This window comes from Streptomyces flavidovirens DSM 40150 (genome assembly GCF_000429085.1).
GTDB classification, from domain to species: domain Bacteria; phylum Actinomycetota; class Actinomycetes; order Streptomycetales; family Streptomycetaceae; genus Streptomyces; species Streptomyces flavidovirens.
In genome coordinates this window covers 255,459-278,312 of sequence record NZ_AUBE01000002.1, presented here as the reverse complement: position 1 = coordinate 278,312, position 22,854 = coordinate 255,459, and the positions used below count along the sequence as shown (strand labels likewise).

Annotated in this window: 23 protein-coding genes and 1 tRNA gene; 14 read left to right on the top strand and 10 right to left on the bottom strand. The window is 70.7% G+C overall.

From position 1 onward, the window contains the following. Positions 1-18 precede the first annotated feature (18 nt). Positions 19-1,104 (bottom strand): P1 family peptidase, encoded by a 1,086-nt coding sequence (locus tag G412_RS0103965; protein ID WP_028810931.1) that lies wholly within the window; start codon positions 1,102-1,104, stop codon positions 19-21. Between the two features lie 129 nt (positions 1,105-1,233). Between G412_RS0103965 and G412_RS0103960 the strand changes: the two genes are divergently transcribed. Beyond that, a complete protein-coding gene (locus tag G412_RS0103960; protein WP_028810930.1) occupies positions 1,234-1,458 on the top strand; it encodes a hypothetical protein in 225 nt (74 codons plus the stop codon). 10 nt (positions 1,459-1,468) lie between these two features. On the opposite strand, the gene mscL is transcribed toward G412_RS0103960, so the two are convergent. The 6 genes from mscL to G412_RS0103930 all read right to left on the bottom strand — a co-directional run bounded on the left by mscL (position 1,469) and on the right by G412_RS0103930 (position 7,280). Then, on the bottom strand, positions 1,469-1,945 hold the full coding sequence (mscL, locus tag G412_RS0103955; RefSeq protein WP_028810929.1) for a large conductance mechanosensitive channel protein MscL: 477 nt from the start codon (positions 1,943-1,945) through the stop codon (positions 1,469-1,471). A 123-nt stretch (positions 1,946-2,068) separates the two neighbouring features. Beyond that, the gene (locus G412_RS0103950; RefSeq protein ID WP_341860524.1) at positions 2,069-2,521 is read right to left on the bottom strand and encodes a hypothetical protein; all 453 of its coding nucleotides are present in this window, start codon (positions 2,519-2,521) and stop codon (positions 2,069-2,071) included. 359 nt (positions 2,522-2,880) lie between these two features. Continuing rightward, complete coding sequence (locus G412_RS0103945) at positions 2,881-3,720, bottom strand: S-methyl-5'-thioadenosine phosphorylase (protein ID WP_028810927.1); 840 nt, start codon at positions 3,718-3,720, stop codon at positions 2,881-2,883. 89 nt (positions 3,721-3,809) lie between these two features. Next, positions 3,810-4,154: an FmdB family zinc ribbon protein gene (locus tag G412_RS37675; protein ID WP_078606776.1), complete on the bottom strand. Its 345-nt coding sequence runs from the start codon at positions 4,152-4,154 to the stop codon at positions 3,810-3,812. A gap of 66 nt (positions 4,155-4,220) precedes the next feature. Further along, entirely contained in the window at positions 4,221-5,486 is a 1,266-nt protein-coding gene (locus G412_RS0103935) for an MFS transporter (protein ID WP_028810926.1), read from the bottom strand. A gap of 285 nt (positions 5,487-5,771) precedes the next feature. After that, positions 5,772-7,280 carry a potassium/proton antiporter gene (locus G412_RS0103930; RefSeq protein WP_051338149.1) on the bottom strand — a complete coding sequence of 503 codons (1,509 nt, stop codon included), beginning with the start codon at positions 7,278-7,280 and terminating at the stop codon, positions 5,772-5,774. A 202-nt stretch (positions 7,281-7,482) separates the two neighbouring features. On the opposite strand from G412_RS0103930, the gene G412_RS0103925 reads away from it, so the two are divergent. After that, complete coding sequence (locus G412_RS0103925) at positions 7,483-10,269, top strand: penicillin acylase family protein (protein ID WP_028810924.1); 2,787 nt, start codon at positions 7,483-7,485, stop codon at positions 10,267-10,269. Between the two features lie 11 nt (positions 10,270-10,280). On the opposite strand, the gene G412_RS0103920 is transcribed toward G412_RS0103925, so the two are convergent. Beyond that, positions 10,281-10,871, bottom strand: a complete 591-nt coding sequence (locus G412_RS0103920; RefSeq protein WP_279626753.1) for a 5-formyltetrahydrofolate cyclo-ligase — start codon at positions 10,869-10,871, stop codon at positions 10,281-10,283. Between the two features lie 86 nt (positions 10,872-10,957). On the opposite strand from G412_RS0103920, the gene galU reads away from it, so the two are divergent. The 7 genes from galU (at position 10,958) to G412_RS0103885 (ending at position 16,363) form a co-directional block, all read left to right on the top strand. Further along, complete coding sequence (gene galU / locus G412_RS0103915; RefSeq protein WP_028810922.1) at positions 10,958-11,869, top strand: UTP--glucose-1-phosphate uridylyltransferase GalU; 912 nt, start codon at positions 10,958-10,960, stop codon at positions 11,867-11,869. Next, the gene (gene glp, locus G412_RS0103910; RefSeq protein ID WP_028810921.1) at positions 11,866-13,167 is read left to right on the top strand and encodes a molybdotransferase-like divisome protein Glp; all 1,302 of its coding nucleotides are present in this window, start codon (positions 11,866-11,868) and stop codon (positions 13,165-13,167) included. The genes galU and glp overlap by 4 nt, the downstream gene beginning before the upstream one ends. A 62-nt stretch (positions 13,168-13,229) precedes the next feature. Further along, complete coding sequence (gene moaC, locus G412_RS0103905; protein WP_028810920.1) at positions 13,230-13,709, top strand: cyclic pyranopterin monophosphate synthase MoaC; 480 nt, start codon at positions 13,230-13,232, stop codon at positions 13,707-13,709. After that, entirely contained in the window at positions 13,706-14,317 is a 612-nt protein-coding gene (locus G412_RS0103900) for a MogA/MoaB family molybdenum cofactor biosynthesis protein (protein ID WP_078606775.1), read from the top strand. Before moaC ends, G412_RS0103900 begins: the two co-directional genes overlap by 4 nt. Beyond that, positions 14,314-14,940 (top strand): GNAT family N-acetyltransferase, encoded by a 627-nt coding sequence (locus tag G412_RS0103895; protein ID WP_028810918.1) that lies wholly within the window; start codon positions 14,314-14,316, stop codon positions 14,938-14,940. The genes G412_RS0103900 and G412_RS0103895 overlap by 4 nt, the downstream gene beginning before the upstream one ends. A gap of 163 nt (positions 14,941-15,103) precedes the next feature. Next, on the top strand, positions 15,104-16,228 hold the full coding sequence (gene sepX, locus G412_RS0103890; protein ID WP_028810917.1) for a divisome protein SepX/GlpR: 1,125 nt from the start codon (positions 15,104-15,106) through the stop codon (positions 16,226-16,228). Between the two features lie 61 nt (positions 16,229-16,289). Continuing rightward, positions 16,290-16,363 (top strand) — tRNA-Ala (locus G412_RS0103885). Between the two features lie 143 nt (positions 16,364-16,506). Here G412_RS0103885 and G412_RS0103880 read toward each other — a convergent pair. Next, on the bottom strand, positions 16,507-16,989 hold the full coding sequence (locus G412_RS0103880; protein ID WP_028810916.1) for a GNAT family N-acetyltransferase: 483 nt from the start codon (positions 16,987-16,989) through the stop codon (positions 16,507-16,509). A 65-nt stretch (positions 16,990-17,054) separates the two neighbouring features. Between G412_RS0103880 and G412_RS0103875 the strand changes: the two genes are divergently transcribed. Continuing rightward, a complete protein-coding gene (locus G412_RS0103875; RefSeq protein ID WP_028810915.1) occupies positions 17,055-17,864 on the top strand; it encodes an exodeoxyribonuclease III in 810 nt (269 codons plus the stop codon). On the opposite strand, the gene G412_RS0103870 is transcribed toward G412_RS0103875, so the two are convergent. Next, positions 17,861-18,634, bottom strand: coding sequence for a MerR family transcriptional regulator (locus tag G412_RS0103870; protein WP_425274441.1), 774 nt, complete (start codon positions 18,632-18,634; stop codon positions 17,861-17,863). The genes G412_RS0103875 and G412_RS0103870 overlap by 4 nt on opposite strands. A 131-nt stretch (positions 18,635-18,765) precedes the next feature. Here G412_RS0103870 and G412_RS0103865 point away from each other — a divergent pair, with 131 nt between their 5' ends. From G412_RS0103865 to G412_RS0103850, 4 genes are all read left to right on the top strand, one after another. Further along, complete coding sequence (locus G412_RS0103865) at positions 18,766-20,313, top strand: flavin-containing monooxygenase (RefSeq protein ID WP_028810913.1); 1,548 nt, start codon at positions 18,766-18,768, stop codon at positions 20,311-20,313. Next, entirely contained in the window at positions 20,310-21,266 is a 957-nt protein-coding gene (locus G412_RS0103860; RefSeq protein WP_028810912.1) for an alpha/beta fold hydrolase, read from the top strand. The genes G412_RS0103865 and G412_RS0103860 overlap by 4 nt, the downstream gene beginning before the upstream one ends. Beyond that, positions 21,263-22,144, top strand: a complete 882-nt coding sequence (locus G412_RS0103855; RefSeq protein WP_028810911.1) for an SDR family oxidoreductase — start codon at positions 21,263-21,265, stop codon at positions 22,142-22,144. The genes G412_RS0103860 and G412_RS0103855 overlap by 4 nt, the downstream gene beginning before the upstream one ends. A gap of 107 nt (positions 22,145-22,251) precedes the next feature. Continuing rightward, positions 22,252-22,467: a hypothetical protein gene (locus tag G412_RS0103850; protein WP_028810910.1), complete on the top strand. Its 216-nt coding sequence runs from the start codon at positions 22,252-22,254 to the stop codon at positions 22,465-22,467. Positions 22,468-22,854: the final 387 nt, after the last annotated feature.

Sequence of the window (22,854 nt, the reverse complement as noted above, 5' to 3'; positions counted from 1 at the left end):
ACTCACCACGGCGGTACGTCAGTAGAGGTCCCGGTACGCCGGGTAAACGCCACCGGGCCCCTCGACTCCCTCCGCCGCGAGCACGGCTTTCACCACCGCACGGGTCAGCGTGTCCGCCCCCGCCCCCAGCACCTCGTTGAGGGCGGCGACCCCCGCCTGCGCGGCGAACGCGGGCTCCGGCGAGTCGACAGCCGGCAGCGGCTTCGCGCCGGTGGACAGCGCGAAGACAGTGTCGCCGTCGGTGAGCAGATGCACGGGACGCACGGCACGCGCGAGCCCGTCATGCGCGGTCCCGGCGAGCTTCTGCGCCTGCGCCCGCGTCAGCTCCGCGTCGGTGGCGACGACAGCCAGGGTGGTGTTCAGCGGGCGGCCCGAGGAGCCGGCCGTGCGCCGCTCGGTCTCTGCCCGCGCCTCGGCCAGCCTGCGCTGCGCCGCCGCGTGCACCCGCGCCTGCGGATATTCGCTCCGCCCCTGGAAGTAACCCCCGTAGAGGGCACCGGTCAGCGGATCGACGACGGAACCGGCAGCGTTGACGACGACGAGCGCCCCCACCGTGATACCCGAGTCGAGCACCACGGAGGCAGTCCCCACCCCGCCCTTCATCGCACCGGCGACCGCACCCGTCCCCGCGCCCAGCCCGCCTTGAGCCACGGGCGCCCCGATGCCGGTACGGGCGGCATCCTCGACGGCGGCCCGGCCGGTCGCGGCGTCCGGCCTGGCCCGCCAGTCGCCGCCGCGCCCCAGGTCGAACAGGCACGCGGCCGGGACGACCGGCACCACCTGCGCCGGGTCGGGCCCGACCCGGAAGCCCCGGCCGTGCTCCTCCAGCCAGGCCATCACCCCGGACGCGGCGTCGAGACCGTAGGCGCTGCCACCGGTCAGGACGACGGCGTCGACGCGCTGCACCAGGTTGCGGGGGTCGAGAGCGTCGGTCTCGCGGGTGCCCGGGCCACCGCCCCGTACATCCACGGCGGCCACCGCCCCGCCCACCGGCGCCAGCACGACAGTGGTGCCGCTGAGTGCCCGCTCACCCGGCACACGCGCGTGCCCGACCCGCAGTCCGGCCACATCGGTCAGGGCGTCAGCCCTCGTCTGCTGTCCCATGAAGTCCTGCGTATCACGCGAGAGTCCTTCCGGAGGTGCGAGCCGGGGTTACGCCAGAGCCCTCCTGGGGTGCGAGGTGGCGGAGGCTGCCGAGGTATCCGGACCGGCCGTCCGCCGTACCCTGGAGACATGAGCACCGCCCCCGCCCACGGACCGCGCGATCCGGAGCAGACGACCGAGCAGAAGGCCGAGCGTAAGCCGCGGCCGAAGCCGGCGCTGGACTTCGGCGATCCACTGGACCAGCAATCAGCGGACGACACGGACCGAGGGTGGGGCGAGCGGCCTCCCGGCAGTGGCGGCAGCGCGGCCGATCTCGCCCGGTTCCTGGACGAGAAGCCGCCGCACCACCTCTGAGCGACCCGGGCTACGGCGTGTTGTCGTGGCCCGAGCCGCGCTGGGCGACGAGCGCGTCCCTGATCTGCTTCAGCAGTTCGATCTCGGTGACCTCCATGACCTCCGTGGTGGCCTCCTTCGCCTTGTCCCGTGCCGCCCGCCTCGCCAGGTACTTGGCCATGGGCAGCACCATGAGGAAATAGACGACCGCCGCGGTGATCAGGAAGCTGAGGGCCGCGCTGAGGACCAGGCCCCAGTTGATCGGGATGCCCTGCATCACGCCGTTCCTGTCCGGCTTGCACGGCTGCTTCAGGCAGGAGCTGTACTTCTCCAGGTCCTGCGTGCCGAACGCACCGACCAGCGGGTTGATCACACCCTTGACGATCGAGTTCACGACGTTGGTGAACGCGGCGCCGATGACCACCGCGACAGCCAGGTCGATCACATTGCCGCGCATCAAGAAGGCCTTGAAGCCCGCGAGAACGCTCTGCTTCTTCTCCTCGCTCACGAATGAGCCTCTTTTCACATGTACCGGGGGCGGAGCAAACAGTTCCGAAACCTACGTCAGCAGGTGGCGGCCCTGTCCAATCGCCTTCCCCGTACTGATGACATGAGAGTCCGTCAGTTCTGCTCAGCACAGCGTCACCGCCAGTTGGGACGTCGGGCCCACACCGGCCAGTGCGGCGGCAGTCGTGCGCGGTACGGACAGGACGACCAGCGCTCCGCCGCCCTCGCCGGCGGAGGTCTCGCGCGCCTTCGGAACCTCGGCCACGCGCGCACCCGCGGCCACCACACGTGCGTCCGGAGCCTCTTCGCCCGGCATCGGCGGGCCGCCCGCCGCAGCGATCACATCGACCCGGTCTCCCCTGCGCAGCAGCCGCACCGTCGCGGCGTCCGCGATCCGTACCGGAGCGGACACCATCTCCACCGGCGGCCGCTCGCGCCGCGGCGACGCCCCGGCCGCGTCGGCCCGCGCCTGATCCGGTGCCTGCGACCCCGCGTGTGCCGCACCCCCCGCACGCCCCGCGTCACGCGCCCCCGAAGCGGCCAGCGCGGCGGCCGTCATCGCAAGGCCGGCCGCCATCGCTCGCCTCCTGCGGCGCACCGCGCGCCGGAGCCGGTGCCTGCCGCCCCGCACCCGCAGCGGGGCGAACTCGGGCACACCGCACGGATCCGGACCGGGAAGGGGCGTCGGGGGAGTGGGGACGTAGGGGTAGAGGGACACGGTGACCACCGCCTGCAACGAGGAGTTCCGCCTGAACGCTCCTCACGATCCACGCTCCGCCCGGATCCCGCCGAGCCCTGTGGACTACCCCCGCACTGTGGACAACTTGGTCACCCACGCACCCCCACACCCGCGCACCCGACCCACAGGCCACACACCCCACACACCCACACACCGTCACACCCACCCGCGCAACCCCGCTGAGGCAGCGCGTCCCCCTAAGGCAGCGCGATCCCCGTGTCGATCCCGTCCAGCGCGTGCGAACACAGGCAGTCGCGCGCCTCGTCCGCAGGCAGCCCCGCCACCGCGTCGAAGAGCACGTCGCGCAGCCGGTCCACATTGGCCCCGAACACCTTGAGCACCTCTTCGTGGGAGACGCCCTCGCCCGTCTCCGCCCCGGCGTCCAGATCCGTCACCAGCGTCAGCGACGTATAGCAAAGCCCGAGTTCCCTGGCGAGCACGGCCTCCGGGTGTCCCGTCATGCCGACCACCGACCAGCCCGCCTCCGCATGCCACCGCGACTCCGCCCGCGTCGAGAAGCGCGGCCCCTCTATGACGACCAGCGTCCCGCCGTCCACCGGCTCCCACTCGCGCCCGCGCGCCGCCGCGAGCGCCGCCTTGCGCCCGTCGGGGCAGTACGGGTCGGCGAAGGTCATGTGCACGACGTTCGGCAGCTTCCCGTCCACCGGCGTCTCACCGTCGTAGAACGTCTGCGCGCGCGCCTTCGTGCGGTCCACGAGCTGGTCCGGTACGAGCAGAGTCCCCGGCCCGTACTCGGCCCGCAGCCCGCCCACCGCGCACGGCCCGAGCACCTGGCGCGCACCGACGGAACGCAGCGCCCACATGTTGGCGCGGTAGTCGATGCGGTGCGGCGGCAGGTGGTGGCCGCGCCCATGGCGGGGGAGGAAGGCGACGCGCCGCCCCGCTATCTCACCGAGGAAGAGCGAGTCGCTCGGCTTCCCGTAGGGGGTGTCCACCTCGATTTCGGTCACGTCCTCCAGGAAGGAGTAGAAGCCGGAGCCGCCGATTACGCCGATCTCTGCGTTCGCGTTCGCCATGGCGGTCACAGTAGCCGGGCGCGAAAACGCCGAGGACCCCGCCGTCGGAAACGGCGGGGTCGCACAGAAGCGTGGGGCCCGGGTGTGTCCTAGGCGGCCGAGGTGCTGCTGGAAGAGCTGGACGAGCTGCTGGACCCCGAGGACGACGAGGACGCGCTCGACGACGAAGCGGCCGGCTTCGAGTCGGACCCCGACGACGCGGACGACGTGCCGGCGGCCTTCGAGGACGATGTGGCCGGCGTGCTGCTCGACGAGGAGCCGCGGCTGTCGTTCCGGTAGAACCCGGAACCCTTGAAGACGATGCCGACGGCGGAGAACACCTTCTTCAGGCGCCCCTCACAGGCGGGGCACACGGTCAGTGCGTCATCGGTGAACTTCTGCACCGCCTCGAGGCCTTCGCCGCACTCGGTGCACTGGTACTGGTAGGTCGGCACTTGCTCCTCCTGGCACTCTCACTCAATGAGTGCTAACGACGTTCCATAGTGACGTATTCCGCGGGATCAGTCCACCGTCACAGGCACTCGGTGACTCACGCCACGTGCGGTGACCCGTCCCGGAGCCCTGGGTGCGAGCCGCGAGCGCAGTGCCACCAGGGTGGCCAGGGCGAGCGCGGTGCCCACCAGCGGCACCAGGAATCCGGCGCTCGCGCCGTTCGCGTCCGCCAGCCGTCCCGCGACGGTGACGCCTGCCGCCTGGCCGAGCGCGACAGCGCCGGTCAGCCAGGTGAAGGCCTCGGTACGGGCCGAAGCCGGCACCAGCGTTTCGACCATCGTGTAGCCGGTGATCAGCGCGGGCGCGATGCACAGGCCGACCAGCAGCCCCAGACCGGCGAGCAGCGGCACGGAGTGCACGGCCCACAGCCCGGAGGCGGCCAGTGTCAGCGCGGCGTACCCGACGATCAGGCGGCGACGGGGGCCGACCTTCCAGGCGATCGCGCCACACGCGATGCCGGCGAGCATGTTGCCCGCGGCGAACGTTCCGTAGAGCAGTCCGTTCACGCCGGGGTTGCCGATTTCCTCGGAGAACGCGGTCAGGGAGACCTGCATTCCGCCGAAGACGGCGCCGATACCGAGGAAGGCACCCGCGAGCACCCGTACGCCGGGCACGGACAGCGCGGACACACGCGGCCCGCCGGTCATGGACAGGCGGCCCGCCTGCGGCTGTGTACGCCGCTGCACGGCGAAGAACAGGCCGCCGACCAGGGTGAGCGCGGCCTCGGCGATCAGACCGGCCGCCGGATGCACACCGGTGCACAGTGCGGTCGCGAGAACGGGCCCGACGACGAAGGTGAACTCGTCCGTCACGGACTCGAAGGCCGCGGCGGTCGACATCAGCGGTGAGCCCTCCAGCTTGGCGGCCCACCGGGCCCGCACCATCGGGCCGATCTGCGGAACGGACGCACCGGTGGGAACGGCCGCGACGAAAAGGGCCCACATGGGCGCTCCCGAGAGCGCGAGCACCGTCAGCGTGACGACGGAAGCGGTGTGCACCAGAACGCCCGGAATCAGAACGGCGCTCTGCCCGAATCGGTCGGCGAGCTTGCCGCTCTGCGGCGCGAACAGTGCCATGGAAACGCCGGTGACGGCCGCTACGGCGCCCGCGCTTCCGTACGACCCTGTGGTGTGCTGCACGAGCAGCACGATGCCGATGGTCAGCATCGCGAAGGGCTGGCGTGCCAGGAACCCGGGCAGCAGGTACGTCCAGGCTCCAGGGGTGCGGAGCAGCTGGCCGTAGCCGGGGCGGGTGGTGGTGACCGTGTCGGACACGGTCCTTGCCTTTCTGCCGCCTGGTGACGCTCCCCTGTGCACGCGGATGTGTGGGCGTGCGGGAGCCGTCGAGAGCTGTCCTCTTGCGCAGGACCGGCGGTAGATACCAGGACACCCACTGGAGGGGGCCGGCCGCCGTACGGTCGCGCCAGCTCTGCGTCAGGCAGAGTTGGTCGATCAGTAGGCCTTCATGTTACAGGGCATCCGCACTGGCGCACCTGTGATTGCGTACGGATTGCGTCACACCGCCTGTGATCAGGCCGATCCAGGGAAGGTGCAGGGAGGTCAGTGCCGGGGCCCGTTCCCGTTCGTCCCCAGCCACCCCGCCAGCTTGCCGCCCTGTCCGACGGCCCGCAGCCGCCGCTCGGCGGCGTCCCGTACCGGATCGGTTGCCACCACGAGGAGCTCGTCGCCGCGCCGCAGCACGGTCGTCGGCAGCGGTACGAAGCTGGTTCCGTCCCGTACGACCAGGGTGACCGCGGCCCCGTGCGGCAGCCGCAGCTCGGCCACCTCCACGCCGTGCATCCTCGACCTCTCGGGGATCGCGACGGACAGCAGGTGCCCGCGCAGCCGCTCCAGCGGCGCGGACTCGATGCCCAGGTCGGCGGTCTCGGAGGGGTCGTCGCCGAGCCGCAGCCACTGCGCCAGCCAGGGCAGTGTCGGCCCCTGGACGAGGGTGTAGACGACGACCAGGACGAAGACGATGTTGAAGACCCGGTCGCTGCCCTCGATGTCCGACACCAGGGGGATGGTCGCCAGGATGATGGGCACCGCGCCGCGCAGTCCCGCCCACGACATCAGGGCCTGCTCCTGCCACGGGATGCGGAACGGCACCAGGCTGATGAGCGCCGACAGTGGCCGCGCCACCGTCGTGAGCACCAGCCCCACCATCACCGCGGGCCAGAAGTCGGCCAGCAGCTCGTGCGGCGTCACCAGCAGGCCGAGCAGGACGAACATGCCGATCTGCGCGAGCCAGCCGAGCCCGTCCGCGAACCCGCGCGTGGCCGGCCAGTGCGGCAGCTTGGAGTTGCCGAGCACCATCGCCGCCAGATAGACGGCGAGGAACCCACTGCCGTGCGCGATGGCTCCCGCGGCGTACGCCGATACGGCGATGGCCATGACCGCGATCGGGTACAGACCGGACGCGGGCAGCGCCACATGCCGCAGTGCGTACGCGCCGAGCCAGCCCATCGCGAGACCGATGCCCGCGCCGATCGCCAGTTCCAGCACGATCGTGCCGACCAGGACGTACCACTCGTCCACCGGGCCGACCGTCGAGAAGGCGACCACCAGGATGACGACAGGGGCGTCGTTGAAGCCCGACTCCGCTTCCAGCACCCCGGTGATCCGTGACGGCAGGGGCACCTTGCGCAGTACGGAGAAGACCGCGGCGGCGTCCGTCGAAGAGACGACCGCGCCGATGATCAGTGACTGCCGCCAGTCGAGACCGACGAGATAGTGCGCACCGGCCGCCGTGACGCCCACGCTCACCGCGACACCGACGGTCGACAGGACGACCGCGGCGGGCAACGCGGGTTTGACTTCCTTCCACTTCGTGCCCAGGCCGCCCTCGGCCAGGATCACCACAAGCGCGGCATAGCCGATCACCTGCGTCAGTTCGGCGTTGTCGAACTTGACGTCGAAGAAGCCGTCCTGCCCTATGGCGATCCCGATCCCGAGGTACAGGAGCAGGCTGGGAAGCCCGCTGCGGGAGGAGATGCGTACCGCCGCGACGGCGATGAGCAGAACGAGCGAGCAGATGAGCAGCAGTTCATTGAGCTGGTGGACAGTCAGCGGCCGTTCCTTCCCTCGCACGCCTGCCGGATCGTTCCTCCGGCGGCCGGTACTTCGTTACCTTACCTAATCTTTAACGCTTCCTTGACGCGCCTGATCGTCCGTACGATCGCCGTTGGAGGCACCGCGTCCAGGCCGCCGGAGCGCTGCGCCTATGGTTGCTCCAGCACTCAAGGACCACCCTGCCCCTCGAAGGACAGCGATGCCCGCCAACACCACCGCCTCTTCCGGCAAGAAGAAGAAGGGGCGTCGCGCCCGCCTGATCGTGATCGTGCTGGTGTTGGCCCTTGTCGCGGGTGTCGGCTACGGCACGTACTGGAGCATCAGCACGGTGCGTGCCTCCTTCCCGCAGACCACGGGGTCGATCGAGCTCGACGGTCTCTCGGGGCCCGTCGACGTCAAGCGCGACAGTTACGGCATTCCGCAGATCTACGCGGACACCGATGAAGACCTCTTCCGCGCCCAGGGCTTCGTCCAGGCGCAGGACCGCTTCTACGAGATGGACGTCCGCCGTCACATGACGTCGGGCCGGCTGTCCGAGATGTTCGGTTCCGACCAGGTCGACACCGACGCGTTCCTGCGCACGCTGGGCTGGCGCCAGGTCGCACAGCAGGAGTACGACACCAAGCTGTCGCCGGAGACGAAAAAGAACCTCCAGGCGTACGCGGCGGGCGTCAACTCCTACCTCGAAGGCCGCGAGGGCAAGGACATCTCCGTCGAGTACGCCGCTCTGGGCTTCGTGAACGACTACAGGCCCGAGAAGTGGACGCCGGTCGACTCGGTGGCCTGGCTCAAGGCGATGGCCTGGGACCTGCGCGGCAACATGAAGAGCGAGATCGACCGTTCGCTGATGACGAGCCGGCTGAGCGCGAAGCAGATCAAGGACTTGTACCCGCCGTATCCGTACGACCGGAACAAGACGGTCGTCGAAGAGGGCGCGGTCGACGAGACGACGGAGAAGTACGACCCGAAGGCCACCGGCACCTCCGGCACGGGCACGGGCTCCGGTACAGGCACGGGCACCGGCACCGGTACGGGCACCGGCACCGGCGCCGGCACCGCGGGCAACTCCGCCGCCGGCGCCACCCAGGGCCTCCAGTCCCAGCTCTCCGGCATCTCCGACGCCCTCGACGAGATCCCCGCCCTGTTCGGCCCGAACGGCAGCGGCATCGGCTCCAACTCCTGGGTCGTCTCGGGCCAGTACACGACGACCAAGAAGCCGCTGCTCGCGAACGACCCGCACCTCGCGCCGCAGTTGCCGTCGCTCTGGTACCAGATGGGCCTGCACTGCCGGCAGATCTCCAGCACCTGCAAGTACGACACCGCGGGCTACACGTTCTCCGGAATGCCCGGCGTGATAATCGGTCACAACCAGGACATCGCCTGGGGCTTCACCAACCTCGGCGCCGACGTCAGCGACCTCTACCTGGAGAAGGTCTCCGACGAGGGCTACCTCTACGACGGCAGCACGAAGCCCTTCAAGACCCGCGAGGAGACCATCAAGGTCGCCGGCGGCAAGCCGAAGAAGATCACCGTCCGCTCCACCGGAAACGGCCCGCTCGTCTCCGACCGCAGCGACGAACTCGGCAAGGTCGGCGAGAAGGCCCCGGTCAACAACGCCGCCCCCGACCGCGGTGACGGCTACGGGATCTCCCTCAAGTGGACCGCGCTGATGCCCGGCAAGTCCATGGACGCCGTGTTCGAGCTGAACCGTGCCACGGACTTCAAGAGCTTCCGCGCCGCCGCCGCCCACTTCGAGGTCCCGTCCCAGAACCTCATCTACGCGGACACCAAGGGCCACATCGGCTACCAGGCCCCCGGCCGCATCCCGGTCCGCAACGCGGGCGACGGCACCATGCCCGCCGCCGGCTGGGACTCGCGCTACCGCTGGAAGGGCTTCATCCCGCAGGACGAGCTGCCGTACGAGTACGACCCGGAGCGCGGCTACATCGTCACCGCCAACCAGGCCGTGACCGACAAGGAGAAGTACCCCTACCTCCTCACCGAGGACTGGGGCTACGGCGCCCGCAGCCAGCGGATCAACGACCTCATCGAGTCGAAGATCGCCGACGGCGGCAAGATCTCCACCGACGACATGCGCACCATGCAGATGGACAACAGCAGCGAGATCGCCAAGCTGCTCACGCCCCACCTGCTGAAGATCGACGTGTCGGACCCGAACGTCCGCGAGACGCAGAAGCTGCTCGAAGGCTGGGACTACACCCAGGAGCCGGATTCGGCGGCCGCCGCGTACTTCAACGCGGTGTGGCGCAACGTCCTCAAGCTGGCCTTCGGCAACAAGCTGCCCAAGGAGCTGCGGGTCAAGGGCCAGTGCCTCTCCGTCCGGCCCGCCGACAGCACGGGGCCGCTCGACGACCTCAACGAGCGGGTCCGCGAATGCGGTCAGCGCGCCAAGGACTCGGCGCAGCCGGACGGCGGCGACCGCTGGTACGAGGTCGTCCGCAAGATGCTCAAGGACGAGAAGAACGAGTGGTGGCGGGCGCCGAGCACCCGCCTCGACAAGGCCGCGGACACCCGTGACGAGCTGCTCGCCCGCGCCCTGAAGGACGCCCGCTGGGAGCTGACCGCCAAGCTCGGCAAGGACGTCGACTCCTGGAGCTGGGGCCGCCTGCACCAGCTTGAGCTGAAGAACCAGACGCTCGGTACGAGCGGCCCCGGCCTCGTCCAGTCGCTGCTCAACCGCGGCCCCTGGAACCTGGGCGGCGGCGAGGCCGCGGTCAACGCCACCGGCTGGAACGCGGCGGGCGGCTACGAGGTCATCTGGGTGCCCTCCATGCGCATGGTCGTGAACCTCAACGACCTCGACAAGTCCCGCTGGATCAACCTCACCGGCGCGTCGGGTCACGCGTACAGCGCGCACTACACCGACCAGACCGACAAGTGGGCGAAGGGCGAGCTGCTCGACTGGTCGTTCAGCGACGAGGCGGTCGAGAAGAGCACCACCGACAAACTGGTGCTCAGGCCGTAGCAGCGCGGGTGTCAGGCCGTGAAGCGCCTGACACCGCCCGGCGTCACCACGGCGCTCACGGGGTGGTCGTGCGGTTCCCTCGGGACCCGCGCGACCACCTCTTCGTCGTACAGGAGCACCACCAGGTGAGGCCGCGCGCCCGCCGCCTCCAGCCGGGCGAGCACCCGGTCGTACGAGCCGCCGCCCCGCCCGAGCCGCGTCCCGCGCCCGTCCACCGCCACGCCGGGCAGCAGCACCGCGTCGGCCTCCAGGACGGCCTGTACGCCGAGCCGCGCGCCCTGCGGTTCGAGCAGCCCGAGCCGGGCGCGCGCGAGCCGCTCGGCGCCCTCGTACTCGGCCCAGTCCAGATCGTTGTCCGCCAGGAGCACGGGAAGCAGCACCCGTACGCCCCGCTCGCGCAGCGCGTCGAGCAGCGCGCGGGTGCCGGGCTCACTCCCGATGGAGACGTACGCGGCGACTGTCCCGGCGTCCGCGAGCTCCGGCAGCTCCAGTGCCCTGCGGGCCAGAACCGTTCCGGCCTTCTCGACGTCATCCCTGGTCAACCGGGACCTCATGCCGAGGAGTTCTTCTCGCAACCCGGCCTTGTCAGGCTCGTCAGACAACACAGCGGCTCCACAAAACGCCTCGTATGAGAATTTATTGACCGGAGCCTAATCTTCCGCCCATACGCAACGGATATCGTTCGCCCATGACTCAGTCGCACTCCGGGATCAGCAAGGCTGTCATCCCTGCCGCCGGCCTCGGCACCAGGTTCCTGCCGGCGACAAAGGCCACTCCAAAAGAGATGCTGCCTGTCGTCGACAAGCCGGCCATCCAGTACGTGGTCGAGGAGGCGGTGACCGCGGGTCTCTCCGACGTCCTCATGGTCACCGGCCGCAACAAGCGTCCCCTTGAGGACCATTTCGACCGCAATTACGAGCTGGAATCGGCCCTCGGCCGCAAGGGTGACGCCGAACGGCTGGCCCGGGTGCAGGAGTCGAGCGACCTCGCCACCATGCACTACGTCCGCCAGGGCGACCCCAGGGGCCTCGGCCACGCCGTCCTGTGCGCCGCGCCGCACGTCGGCGACCAGCCCTTCGCCGTACTCCTCGGTGACGACCTGATCGACCCGCGCGACCCCCTGCTCTCCCGGATGATCGAGATCCAGGGGCAGTACGGCGGCAGCGTCATCGCCCTCATGGAGGTCGACCCCGCCCAGATCCACATGTACGGTTCGGCGGCCGTCGAGCCGACCGCCGAAGGCGATGTCGTACGGGTCACCGGCCTGGTGGAGAAGCCCGAGCCGGCCGACGCGCCCAGCAATTACGCCATCATCGGGCGCTATGTGCTGGATCCGGCTGTTTTCGAGATACTGCGCAAGACCGAGCCGGGCCGTGGCGGTGAGATCCAGCTCACCGACGCCCTCCAGCACCTGGCCGAGGACGAGAAGGTGGGCGGCCCCGTGCACGGCGTCGTCTTCAAGGGCCGCCGCTATGACACCGGCGACCGCGGCGACTATCTGCGTGCCATTGTCAGACTCGCGTGCGAACGTGAAGACCTGGGGCCGGAGTTCCGGACCTGGCTTCGCAGTTATGTGACCGAGGAGATGCAGGCACCTTGAGCAGCACGATCTGGTCTGTCGACGAGCACCTTGAGGACATCCTCGCCGCGGTGAGCCCGCTCGAGCCCATCGAGCTGCAACTCCCCGACGCGCAGGGCTGTGTCCTCGTCGAGGACATCACGGTCCAGATCGCCCTGCCGCCTTTCGACAACAGCTCGATGGACGGTTACGCGGTCCGTACGAGCGATGTGGCGGGCGCCAGCGAGGAGTTCCCCGCCGTCCTCACCGTCATCGGTGACGTGGCGGCGGGCAGCGGCCGGACGCTCACCGTCCGCCCCGGCGAGGCAGCCCGCATCATGACCGGCGCCCCGCTGCCGCCCGGCGCCGAAGCCGTCGTCCCGGTCGAGTGGACCGACGGGGGTACGGGCGGCGGCCCGGCCGCCACCATGCGCGCCGCGAGCGGCGCCCCCGAGGGCGCGTCCGGCGAGGTCCGCGTCCACCGCCCCGTCGAGGCGCGGGCACATGTCCGCGCGCGGGGCAGCGACGTCCAGGCCGGCGACCTGGCCCTGGAGGCCGGTACGGTCCTGGGCCCGCCCCAGATCGGCCTGCTCGCCGCCATCGGCCGCGCCACCGTCAAGGTCAGGCCCCGCCCCCGCGTCGTCGTCCTGTCGACCGGCAGCGAACTCGTCCAGCCCGGCGAGCCGTTGGCGGCCGGCCAGATCTACGACTCCAACAGCTTCGCGCTGACCGCCGCCGCCCGCGACGCCGGAGCCATCGCCTACCGCGTCGGCGCCGTCACCGACGACGCCGAAACGCTGCGCGCCACCATCGAGGACCAGCTGATCCGCGCCGACATGATCGTCACCACCGGTGGCGTCAGCGTCGGCGCGTACGACGTCGTCAAGGAAGCACTGTCGTCCGTCGGCGGCGAGGACGAGCCCGGCAGCGGCGTCGACTTCCGCAAGCTCGCCATGCAGCCCGGCAAGCCGCAGGGCTTCGGCTCCATCGGCCCCGAGCACACCCCGCTGCTCGCCCTGCCGGGCAACCCGGTCTCGTCGTACGTCTCCTTCGAGCTCTTCGTACGCCCGGCGATCCGCGCGCTGATGGGCCTGAAGGACGTGCACCGTCCGTTGGTCCGCGCGGCCCTGAGCGCGGACAAGCCCCTTTCCTCCCCGTCCGGGAAGCGCCAGTTCCTGCGCGGTACGTACGACGAGGAGTCGGGCACCGTCACCCCTGTGGGCGGCGCCGGATCGCATCTGATCGCGGCCCTCGCCCGCGCCGACGCCCTCATCACCGTCCCGGAGGACACGACCGAGGTCGAGCCCGGCACCGAGGTCGACGTGGTCCTGCTCGGCTGACCGGGGCCCGGCGGGGGTACCGTGTCAGGTCTCACAGGCCCTGACCGGGAGCGCCACACGTAATGAGTACGCACGAACGGCTCACGCACATCGACGAGGCGGGAGCTGCCCGCATGGTCGACGTCTCGGAGAAGGACGTCACCGCGCGCACCGCGCGCGCCACCGGACGCGTCCTCGTCGCGCCGCGCGTCGTCGAGCTGCTGCGCGGCGAGGGGGTCCCCAAGGGGGACGCCCTCGCCACCGCCCGCATCGCGGGCATCATGGGCGCGAAGCGCACGCCCGACCTGATCCCGCTCTGCCACCCGCTCGCCCTGTCCGGCGTGAAGCTCGACCTCACGGTCGCCGACGACGCGGTCGAGATCGCCGCGACCGTGCGTACGACGGACCGTACGGGCGTCGAGATGGAGGCACTGACCGCCGTCACGGTCGCCGCGCTCACCGTGATCGACATGGTGAAGGCGGTCGACAAGGCCGCGGTCATCACCGACGTACGGGTCGAGGAGAAGACGGGCGGCAAGTCCGGCGACTGGAGCCGGGCATGAGCCCCGCTCCCCGCGCCGGAGAGGTGTACAGCCACAGCCACGAGTCGGCCGCCGGGCCCGCCGCCCCCGCCCCGGACGCGTCCGCACCCCGGCCGCCACGCCGCGCCCTGGTGGTGACGGCCTCCAACCGGGCCTCCGCCGGCATCTACGCCGACCGGGGCGGCCCGATCCTCGCCGACGGCCTGCGCGGCCTGGGCTTCGAGGTTGAGGGGCCGCAGGTGGTGCCCGACGGTGACCCGGTGGAGCAGGCCCTGCGCGCCGGGGTCGCCGCCGCGTACGACGTCATCCTCACCACCGGCGGCACCGGCATCTCACCGACCGACCGCACCCCCGACGCCACCCGCCGCGTCCTCGATTACGACATTCCGGGCATCCCGGAGGCGATCCGCGCCGAGGGCCTCGCGAAGGTCCCGACCGCCGCGCTCTCCCGAGGCCTCGCGGGCGTCGCGGGCCGGACGCTGATCGTGAACCTGCCGGGCTCCACGGGCGGCGTGCGGGACGGACTCGCGGTCCTGGAGCGCCTCGTGCTCCACGCGGTGGACCAGATCCGGGGCGGCGACCACCCCGGTTCCGGATCCGGCTCCCCCCGACCCGGGAGCCCGAGCTGAACGTCTCGTCCTGGCCCGTCGAGCTGGTGGACGGCGATGTCACCCTCCGCCCGATAAGGCTGCGCGACCAGCGGGCCTGGCGCGAGGTGAACCGGCGCAACCGCGACTGGCTGCGCCCCTGGGAGGCGACGATCCCGCCGCCCGCGCCCGCGGGCCCGGTGGCCCAGCGCCCCACGTACCGTCAGATGGTCCGCCACCTGCGCTCGGAGGCGAACGCCGGGCGGATGCTGCCCTTCGTCATCGAGTACCGGGGGCAGCTCGTCGGCCAGTTGACGGTCGCCGGGATCACCTGGGGGTCGATGTGCTCGGGGCACGTCGGTTACTGGGTGGACCGGGAGGTGGCGGGCCGCGGCGTAATGCCGACGGCGGTCGCGCTCGCCGTCGACCACTGTTTCCGTACGGTCGGTCTGCACCGCGTCGAGGTGTGTATTCGCCCCGAGAACACGCCCAGTCGCAGGGTCGTGGAAAAGCTCGGATTCCGCGAGGAAGGGCTGCGTCCCCGATACCTTCACATCGACGGTGGGTGGCGTGACCATCTGGTCTACGCGCTGACGGCTGAGGAAGTGCCCGAGGGGCTGCTGAACCGCTGGCACCAGGCACGACCCGGCACCTCACATAAATGAGATAAGTGTTCGAATTTAAAGGGCCGTACTGACCGCGAGGGAACTCCCAAAGCGGTTCGTTGATCCGATCAGCAACAAAAAAGTTCGAGTTATCAGCCAGATCGTGCGACACACCGGCTCAATTGGCGGATGGGCTTGCGCGAACCCCTCTACGGTGTGGGGTGTGAGCAGCAGCGGCCTGATTTACGCAGTCATCGTCGGGGCCTGGGCCGCCTATTTGGTGCCGATGTGGCTCCGCAGGCAGGACGAGCTCAACGAAGCCCGTCCGACGGAACGCTTCAGCACCGCCATCCGGCTGCTGTCCGGACGGGCGGCAATGGAGCGCCGATATGCCAGGGAGCTGCGGGAGCGCGCCGCGGATGAGGCGGAGCCCGACGTGGACCCGGACGCCGTCACGGACCGGTTGAGTTCCGTGGACGTCCGGGCCTTCGCCGTGCCCCCGACGCAAACGGAGCGCCCGGCTGCGCGGCAGGACGTACGGCAGGACGCGCGGCAGGATGCACGGCAGGACGCGCGCGAGAGTGCCCGCGAGAGCGTCCGCGAGGAACGGCGCGTGCGCACCGCGAGTGCCGCCGCCGAACGCGCCCGGCGCTCGAAAGTCCTCGCGCGCCGTCGGCGCACCACTGTGATCCTCTTCCTCGCCTTCACCCTCGGCGCGATCGTCGCGGCGGTCGGCGGGCTCCGGTTCCTCTGGGCGCCGGCCGTCCCCGCCGTACTGCTGAGCACGTACATCGTGCATCTGCGGGCCACCGAGCGGCGGCGCTTCGCCTTCACCATGGACCGGCGCAGGGCGGAAGCGGCGGCGCAGCGGCTGCGCGAGCGCCGCCCGCACCCCGGCCGCCGGCCGGTCTCGGCAGACCCGGACGAGGAGCCTGTCGTACGCCCCGAACCCGAGCCGGCGCCCGCGGTCTCGCCGCAGGAGGCGGGCCGCCGCGCGCTGGTGGAGCAGACCGACCATGCGGAGTGGGTGGACCAGCAGCGCGAGCGTGAGCGGGGTTCGGCCCGCGGCGAGAGCTGGGACCCGGTCCCGGTCCCGCTGCCGACGTACGTCACCGCTCCCGTCGCCCCGCGCGCCACCGGCAGCGTCGACTTCGGCGACCCGGGCACCTGGAGCTCGGCCCGCTCCAGCACCGCCGAGCCGACCCCCGCCACCGACCCCCCGCCCGCCGCCGAACCGGCCCCGGCCCGCCGCCCCGCGAACCCCGCCCGGCGCGACCGCGGCCACGGCCGCACGCCGCTCTTCGACCAGTACGAGGAAGGCGACCGACCGCGCGCGGCCAACGAGTGACCTGCGAAGGAACGGATTACCGAGCACCCCGATCGAGGTGCTAAAGTTTCACTCGTTGCAAGGGCCTGTGGCGCAGTCTGGTAGCGCACCTCGTTCGCATCGAGGGGGTCTGGGGTTCAAATCCCCACAGGTCCACCGCAGCTCAGAACCCCTGCCGGGGAAACCCGGCAGGGGTTCTTCGGCGTTGTGCGGTGCGATCGATTCGTGGCTGTCACCTTGTCAGGTCGCGGTGGGTTGTGGCACGGCGGGAGTCGTGGGCGTGGTGCGCGTGGTGTGCGTCACGGCTTCAGTGGCTTGGCGAAGCAGCGGCTGTCTTCGTACGCGCGGAAGTGGCCGAACTTCTTGGCCGGGGCGTAACCGCTCGACGTGTAGAGGCTGATGGCCTCCGGCTGTTGCGTGCCCGTCTCCAGGACCATCCGGCTGCGGCCGGCCGTGCGGGCGTCTGCCTCCAGGGCGGCGAGGATGCGGCGGGCCAGGCCGAGGCCGCGGCACGCGGGGACGACGTACATGCGCTTGAGTTCGGCGTCGCCGTCCGAGTAGCCCTCGCCGTTCTCGTCCTGGGTGCGCCAGGCGCCGGTGGCGACGGGGCGGTCCTGGTCGTCGTACGCGATGAGGAAGAGGCCGCCCGGCGGCCGGAACATGGCGGGGTCGAGCGGCGTCGTGTCGCCGTCGCCGTTGTAGCGCTCGATGTACTCCTGCTGCACTTCGGCTTCGAGCTTGACGGCGTCGGGGTGGTTGTACGGGCGCGGGCGGATATGCATGCGGAAGAGCGTACTTCTATGCGGTGCGCTGCGGCGAGCGGCTTCGGTGTCTGTATTGTGCCGGGATGCTCACTGTGACCTCCGTGAATGTTAACGGCCTGCGCGCCGCCGCCAAGAAAGGCTTCGTGCCGTGGCTGGCCGGGACCTCCGCCGATGTGATCTGCCTCCAGGAGGTACGGGCCGAACCGCAGCAGCTCCCGGAGGAGGTCCGGGACCCCGAGGGCTGGTTCGCCGTGCACGCCCCGGCCGCGGCCAAGGGGCGGGCCGGTGTTTCGCTTTACACGCGGCGGGAGCCGGAGCGGGTGCAGGTCGGGTTCGGCAGTACCGAGTTCGACGGGAGCGGGCGGTACGTCGAGGCCGACCTGCCCGGCGCCACGGTCGCCAGCCTGTATCTGCCCTCCGGTGAGGTCGGTACGGAGCGGCAGGACGAGAAGCTGCGGTTCATGGGGGAGTTCCTGCCGTACCTGAAGGGGCTGAAGGAGCGCGCGGCGGCGGACGGGCGCGAGGTGCTGGTGTGCGGCGACTGGAACATCGCCCACCAGGAGGCCGATCTGAAGAACTGGAAAGCCAACCGGAAGTCCTCCGGATTCCTGCCGGAGGAGCGGGCCTGGCTGACGCGGGTGTTCGAGGAGGCGGAGTACGTCGATGTGGTGCGCGCACTGCATCCGGACCAGGACGGGCCGTACACCTGGTGGTCGTACCGGGGGAAGGCCTTCGACAATGACTCGGGATGGCGCATCGACTACGCGGTGGCGACGCGGGGTCTCGCGGGCCGGGCGGTCAAGGCGTACGTGGAGCGGGCGGCCAGCTATGACCTGCGCTGGTCGGACCATGCTCCGGTGACAGCGGTGTTCGAGCAGCCGCTCGGGGGTTAGGCGTCCTTCTCGGCCCTGACCAGGCGGTCCAGGGCCATGGAGAGTTCCGCCTCGACGACGCTCTTGGCGAGCGGGCGCAGGCGTTCCAGGGCGGCGGCGGGGGTGGCGGGAGTGGCTGGGGTGGCTGGGGTGGCGGGAGTGGCTGGGGTGGCTGGGGTGGCGGGCGCGGTGGGGGCGTCGCTCGTCGCTTCCTCGCCCAGGTGGTTGCGGACCATGGTCGCGAAGATCTCCGCCATGGCCGTCGTGTGCTCCCGCACCTCCCTGCCCGCCTGGAGTACGGCGGCCAGCGGGACGCCCTCGCGCACCAGGGCCGCCGACACGTCCAGCAGGCGGCGGCTGATGTGGACGATCTCCTCGCCGTCGATGGCCAGGTAGCCGAGGTCGAGTGCGGTGGCCAGGTTCTCCGTGGTGACCTCGCCCGCGAAATAGTCGGCCAGGTCCTCGGGGGTGAGGCGGACCGGGGTCTCCTCGGTCCAGGTGGCGGGGGCGGCGTCCTCACCGAGACCGAAGAGCTCGCCGACGTCGCGGCCGCTCTCGAAGGTGGTGGCGAGGTCCGCGATGCCGTTCAGGGTGTGGCCGCGCTCCAGCAGGGCGGCGATGGTGCGCAGCCGGGCGAGGTGGCGGTCGTCGTACCAGGCGATGCGGCCCTCGCGGCGGGGTGGCGGCAGCAGTTTGCGCTCGCGGTAGAAGCGCAGGGTGCGCGCGGTGATGCCGGCCTTCCTGGCCAGCTCCTCCATGCGGTACTCACGGGCTTCTGCGGCTTTGTCCACGGCAGAACCCTATGTCGTACCGGCGGTAACTTTCTGGCGTCCGACCCCTACCCATCAGTACGCCCCTGCTCTACTCTCCCAATCGTGCCAGTGATTGCTGGCAGAGTCGTGGGATTGCGGGAGGCGTCGGCATGGCCGAGCACGAGCACGTACGAGTGGCGGTGATCGGATCCGGATTCGGTGGCCTGGGCGCTGCCGTCCGGCTGCGCCGCGAGGGGATCACCGACTTCGTCGTCCTGGAACGCGCCGATGCGGTGGGCGGCACCTGGCGCGACAACAGCTATCCGGGGTGCGCGTGCGACGTACCGTCCCATCTGTACTCGTTCTCGTTCGCGCCCAACCCCGACTGGCCGCGCACCTTCTCGGGACAGGAGCACATCAGGGCGTACCTGGAGCACGTCACCGACACCTTCGGGCTGCGGCCGCACATCAGGCTGAACCACGAAGTGAAGATGATGCGCTGGGATGGCGACGAGCTGCGCTGGGAGATCGAGACCGCGCAGGGGACGATCGCCGCGGATGTGGTGGTGTCCGCCACCGGGCCGCTGTCCGATCCCAAGATTCCGGACATTCCCGGCCTCGACGGCTTCCCCGGCAAGGTCTTCCACTCGGCGCGGTGGGACCACGACTACGACCTGCGCGGCAAGCGCGTCGCGATGATCGGGACGGGCGCGTCCGCGATCCAGATCGTGCCGTCGATCCAGCCCGACGTCGCAAAGCTGACGGTATTTCAGCGAACGCCGCCGTGGGTGATGCCGCGCATGGACCGGGCCATCACCGGGCCCGAGCGGTGGCTGCACCGGCAACTGCCGTTCACCGGGAAGGCGCGGCGCGGACTGCTCTTCGGTATACGGGAGTTGCAGGTCACCGCGTTTACGAAGCATCCGAACCAGCTGGGTGCCATCGAGTCGCTCGCCAAGGCCAACATGACCAGGGCGATCAAGGACCCTGAGCTGCGGGCCAAGCTGACGCCGTCGTACCGGATCGGCTGCAAGCGCATCCTGCTGTCGAGTTCGTACTACCCGGCGCTCGCGAAGCGGAATGTGGATGTGGTGGCCTCGGGGCTCAGGGAAGTGCGCGGCTCCACGGTCGTGGCGGCCGACGGGACCGAGAGCGAAGTCGACGCGATCATCTTCGGGACGGGCTTCCACGTCACAGACATGCCGATCGCCGAGCGGGTCGTGGGCGCGGACGGCATCACGCTCGCAGAGGCGTGGAAGGACGGGATGGAGTCGCTGCGCGGCGCGACGGCGGCGGGCTTCCCCAACTGGATGACGATCATCGGCCCCAACACGGGGCTCGGGAACAGCTCGATGATTCTGATGATCGAGTCCCAGCTCAACTACATGGCCGACTATCTGCGGCAGTTGAGGGTGCTGGGCGGCAGGGCGGCTCTCGGGGCGCGCGCTTCGGCTGTGCATGCGTGGAACCGGCGGGTGCAGGACCGGATGAAGCGGACCGTGTGGAACACGGGCGGCTGCGATAGCTGGTATCTGGACGCGAACGGTCGCAACACCACCATCTGGCCGGGCACGCCGAGCGAGTTCCGGCGCGCGACGCGGCAGGTGAACCTCGCGGAGTACGAGGTCATCAGGGTGCGGGGGGCTCAGGAGGCGGGCGGCGACAAGGCTGGGGCTGGGGCCGGGGTCGGGGCCGAGGGCGCGGAGGTCGTCGCGTGAGCCGGCTGATGAGTGTTGTGGGGCAGCCGCTCGTCGCCTCGCGCGAGCTGACCGCCGTCTCCGCCGACGGATCGCGCCTGCATGTCGAGGTGTACGGGCCCGAAGGTGCCCCCGCGCTCGTCCTGGCGCACGGCTGGACCTGCTCGACGCTCTTCTGGTCGGCGCAGATCCGGGAGCTGGCCGGTTCGGGTGCCGGTGCGTACCGGGTCGTGGTGTACGACCAGCGGGGGCATGGGCGTTCGCCGGCCGTCGGGCGCGACGGTTACAGCACCGACGCTCTCGCCGACGACCTCGAAGCAGTGCTAGCCGCCGCACTCGCGCCCGGCGAGCGGGCCGTGGTGGCCGGGCACTCCATGGGCGGCATGACGATCATGGCTGCCGCTGGGCGGGCCGGGTTCCGCGAGCACGTGGCGGCCGTTCTGCTGTGCAGTACGGGCAGTTCGCGGCTGGTCGCGGAGTCGCTCGTACTGCCGATGCGGGCGGGGCGGCTGCGGACGCGGATCACGCGGGCGGTGCTGGGGGCGCGGGCGCCGCTGGGGCCAGTCACGCCGCTGTCGAAGAAGATCCTCAAGTACGGGACGATGGGGCCCGGGGCGTCGCCGGAGCGGGTGGCTGAGTGCGCTCGTATCGTCCACGCCTGTCCGCGTGCGGCGCGGGTGGCCTGGTCGCATGTGCTCGGGGAGCTTGACCTCAGCGCGAGCGTACGGGAGTTGACCGTACCCACCGCCTTCATCGCGGGGTCCGCCGACCGGCTGACGCCGCCTGTCCACGCCCGCGAGATTGTGGCCGCGCTGCCGCATTCGCTGGGGCTCACCGAGCTGACCGGCGTCGGGCACATGACGCCGGTGGAGGCGCCGGAGGCCGTCACGGCGAAGCTTCGGGAGCTTGTGCGCACGTACGTCGCCGTTCCGGTTGTGGTGACCGAAGAGGGAGAGAAGGAGCAGGCCGTATGAGCAGCAGGCAGAGTCTCGAAGGGCAGGTCGCGGTCGTCACCGGCGCGGCGCGCGGAGTCGGCGAGCTGCTGGCCCGCAAGCTGTCGGCGCGCGGCGCGAAGGTGGCGCTGGTCGGCCTGGAGCCGGACGAGCTGAAGCAGGTGGCGGGGCGGCTGCACTCCGAGGCGGACTGGTGGTACGCCGATGTCACGGACCACGAGGCGATGGCGCAGGTGGCGCGGGAGGTGAAGGAACGCTTCGGGAAGGTCGACATCGTTGTGGCCAATGCGGGCGTTGCGGCTGGTGGGCCGTTCGTGGACTCCGATCCGGTCGCCTGGCGGCGGGTCATCGAGGTTAATTTGGTGGGCGGGGCGGTGACGGGGCGGGCGTTCCTGCCGGTGCTCATGGAGAGCCGGGGCTACTTCCTCCAGATCGCGTCGCTGGCCGCGATCACGCCGGCGCCGATGATGACGGCGTACTGCGCGTCGAAGTCGGGCGTCGAGGCGTTCGCGCATTCGCTGCGGGCCGAGGTCGGGTATCGCGGGGTGCGGGTCGGGGTCGGGTACCTGTCGTGGACCGACACGGACATGGTGCGGGGCGCGGACCAGGACGACGTGATGCGGGAGTTGCGGCAGCGGCTGCCGTGGCCGTCGAACCGGACGTATCCGCTCGGTCCGGCGGTGGACCGGATCGTCGCCGGGATCGAGCGGCGGTCGTCGCACGTGTACGCGCAGTGGTGGCTGCGGGGTATGCAGTCCGTGCGTGGGTATCTGCCGGCGGTCATCGGGGCGGTGGGACAGCGGGAGATGAAGCGGTTCGAGCCTCGGCTGGCGGGGGTCTCGAAGGGGCTTGTGGGGGCGGGGGGCGAGGCGGACGAGAAGGCGCGTACGCAGCGTTAATGATCGAAATGCGTTGAATGTCGCGTCGTGTCAGTCTGGTCGAGGCCCAGGGGTGCTACGCCCCGGAGTCATCCCTTCACAACCCGTCCCCAGTAGGAGTGAACCTCATGGGTATCAAGGACCAGTTCAAGGACAAGGCGCAGGAGCTCGCGGACCAGGCGAAGCAGGCCAAGCAGGGTAAGCAGGGCGGTCAGTCCTCGCGCGGTACGCAGGACGAGGCGTCGGAGCGGCTGCGCAGGGCGCGCGAGGACCGGGACCTGGGGCAGGGCCGGGACGTGCTTGACGACGACACGGGCGAGGGTCCGGAGCGCTACCGGGCTTGATGGCGGGGCGGCTGCGGATCGCGGATCGCGGATCGCGGATGGAAGGGTGCACCCGGTTCATTGCCGGGTGCGCCCTTTGCGCGTGGCGGGGCGGTGGGGTGGCGTAGGGGTGGCCGACCGCTGCGCGGGCCGGCTGCGGGGCGGGGCTTCGCCCCACGCCCCGCCCCGCGTGCACGGCGCTGCGCGCCGGATGCGACCCCGGCGCTACGCGCCGGCCCTGCCCCACCCCGCCCACCCGTTGGAAGAGAGCTGCGGGAGGTGCGGGTTTCCGGTGGGTGGCGGGGGCATCGTCGGCGGGTGCGGGTGCGGGTGCGGGTGCGGGTGCGCCCGGCCGTCGGCGGTGCGGGTGCGGCGGCCGCAGGCGGTGCGGGCGGAGCGTCGCCGGTG

What these genes read in the sequence shown, in the direction of transcription:
- G412_RS0103965 (WP_028810931.1), bottom strand. Translation starts at nt 1,104, where the DNA reads ATGGGACAGCAGACGAGGGCTGACGCCCTGACCGATGTGGCCGGACTG.
- G412_RS0103960 (WP_028810930.1), top strand. Translation starts at nt 1,234, where the DNA reads ATGAGCACCGCCCCCGCCCACGGACCGCGCGATCCGGAGCAGACGACC.
- G412_RS0103950 (WP_341860524.1), bottom strand. Translation starts at nt 2,521, where the DNA reads ATGGCGGCCGGCCTTGCGATGACGGCCGCCGCGCTGGCCGCTTCGGGG.
- G412_RS0103945 (WP_028810927.1), bottom strand. Translation starts at nt 3,720, where the DNA reads ATGGCGAACGCGAACGCAGAGATCGGCGTAATCGGCGGCTCCGGCTTC.
- G412_RS0103925 (WP_028810924.1), top strand. Translation starts at nt 7,483, where the DNA reads ATGCCCGCCAACACCACCGCCTCTTCCGGCAAGAAGAAGAAGGGGCGT.
- galU (WP_028810922.1), top strand. Translation starts at nt 10,958, where the DNA reads ATGACTCAGTCGCACTCCGGGATCAGCAAGGCTGTCATCCCTGCCGCC.
- moaC (WP_028810920.1), top strand. Translation starts at nt 13,230, where the DNA reads ATGAGTACGCACGAACGGCTCACGCACATCGACGAGGCGGGAGCTGCC.
- G412_RS0103900 (WP_078606775.1), top strand. Translation starts at nt 13,706, where the DNA reads ATGAGCCCCGCTCCCCGCGCCGGAGAGGTGTACAGCCACAGCCACGAG.
- G412_RS0103880 (WP_028810916.1), bottom strand. Translation starts at nt 16,989, where the DNA reads ATGCATATCCGCCCGCGCCCGTACAACCACCCCGACGCCGTCAAGCTC.
- G412_RS0103875 (WP_028810915.1), top strand. Translation starts at nt 17,055, where the DNA reads ATGCTCACTGTGACCTCCGTGAATGTTAACGGCCTGCGCGCCGCCGCC.
- G412_RS0103865 (WP_028810913.1), top strand. Translation starts at nt 18,766, where the DNA reads ATGGCCGAGCACGAGCACGTACGAGTGGCGGTGATCGGATCCGGATTC.
- G412_RS0103855 (WP_028810911.1), top strand. Translation starts at nt 21,263, where the DNA reads ATGAGCAGCAGGCAGAGTCTCGAAGGGCAGGTCGCGGTCGTCACCGGC.
- G412_RS0103850 (WP_028810910.1), top strand. Translation starts at nt 22,252, where the DNA reads ATGGGTATCAAGGACCAGTTCAAGGACAAGGCGCAGGAGCTCGCGGAC.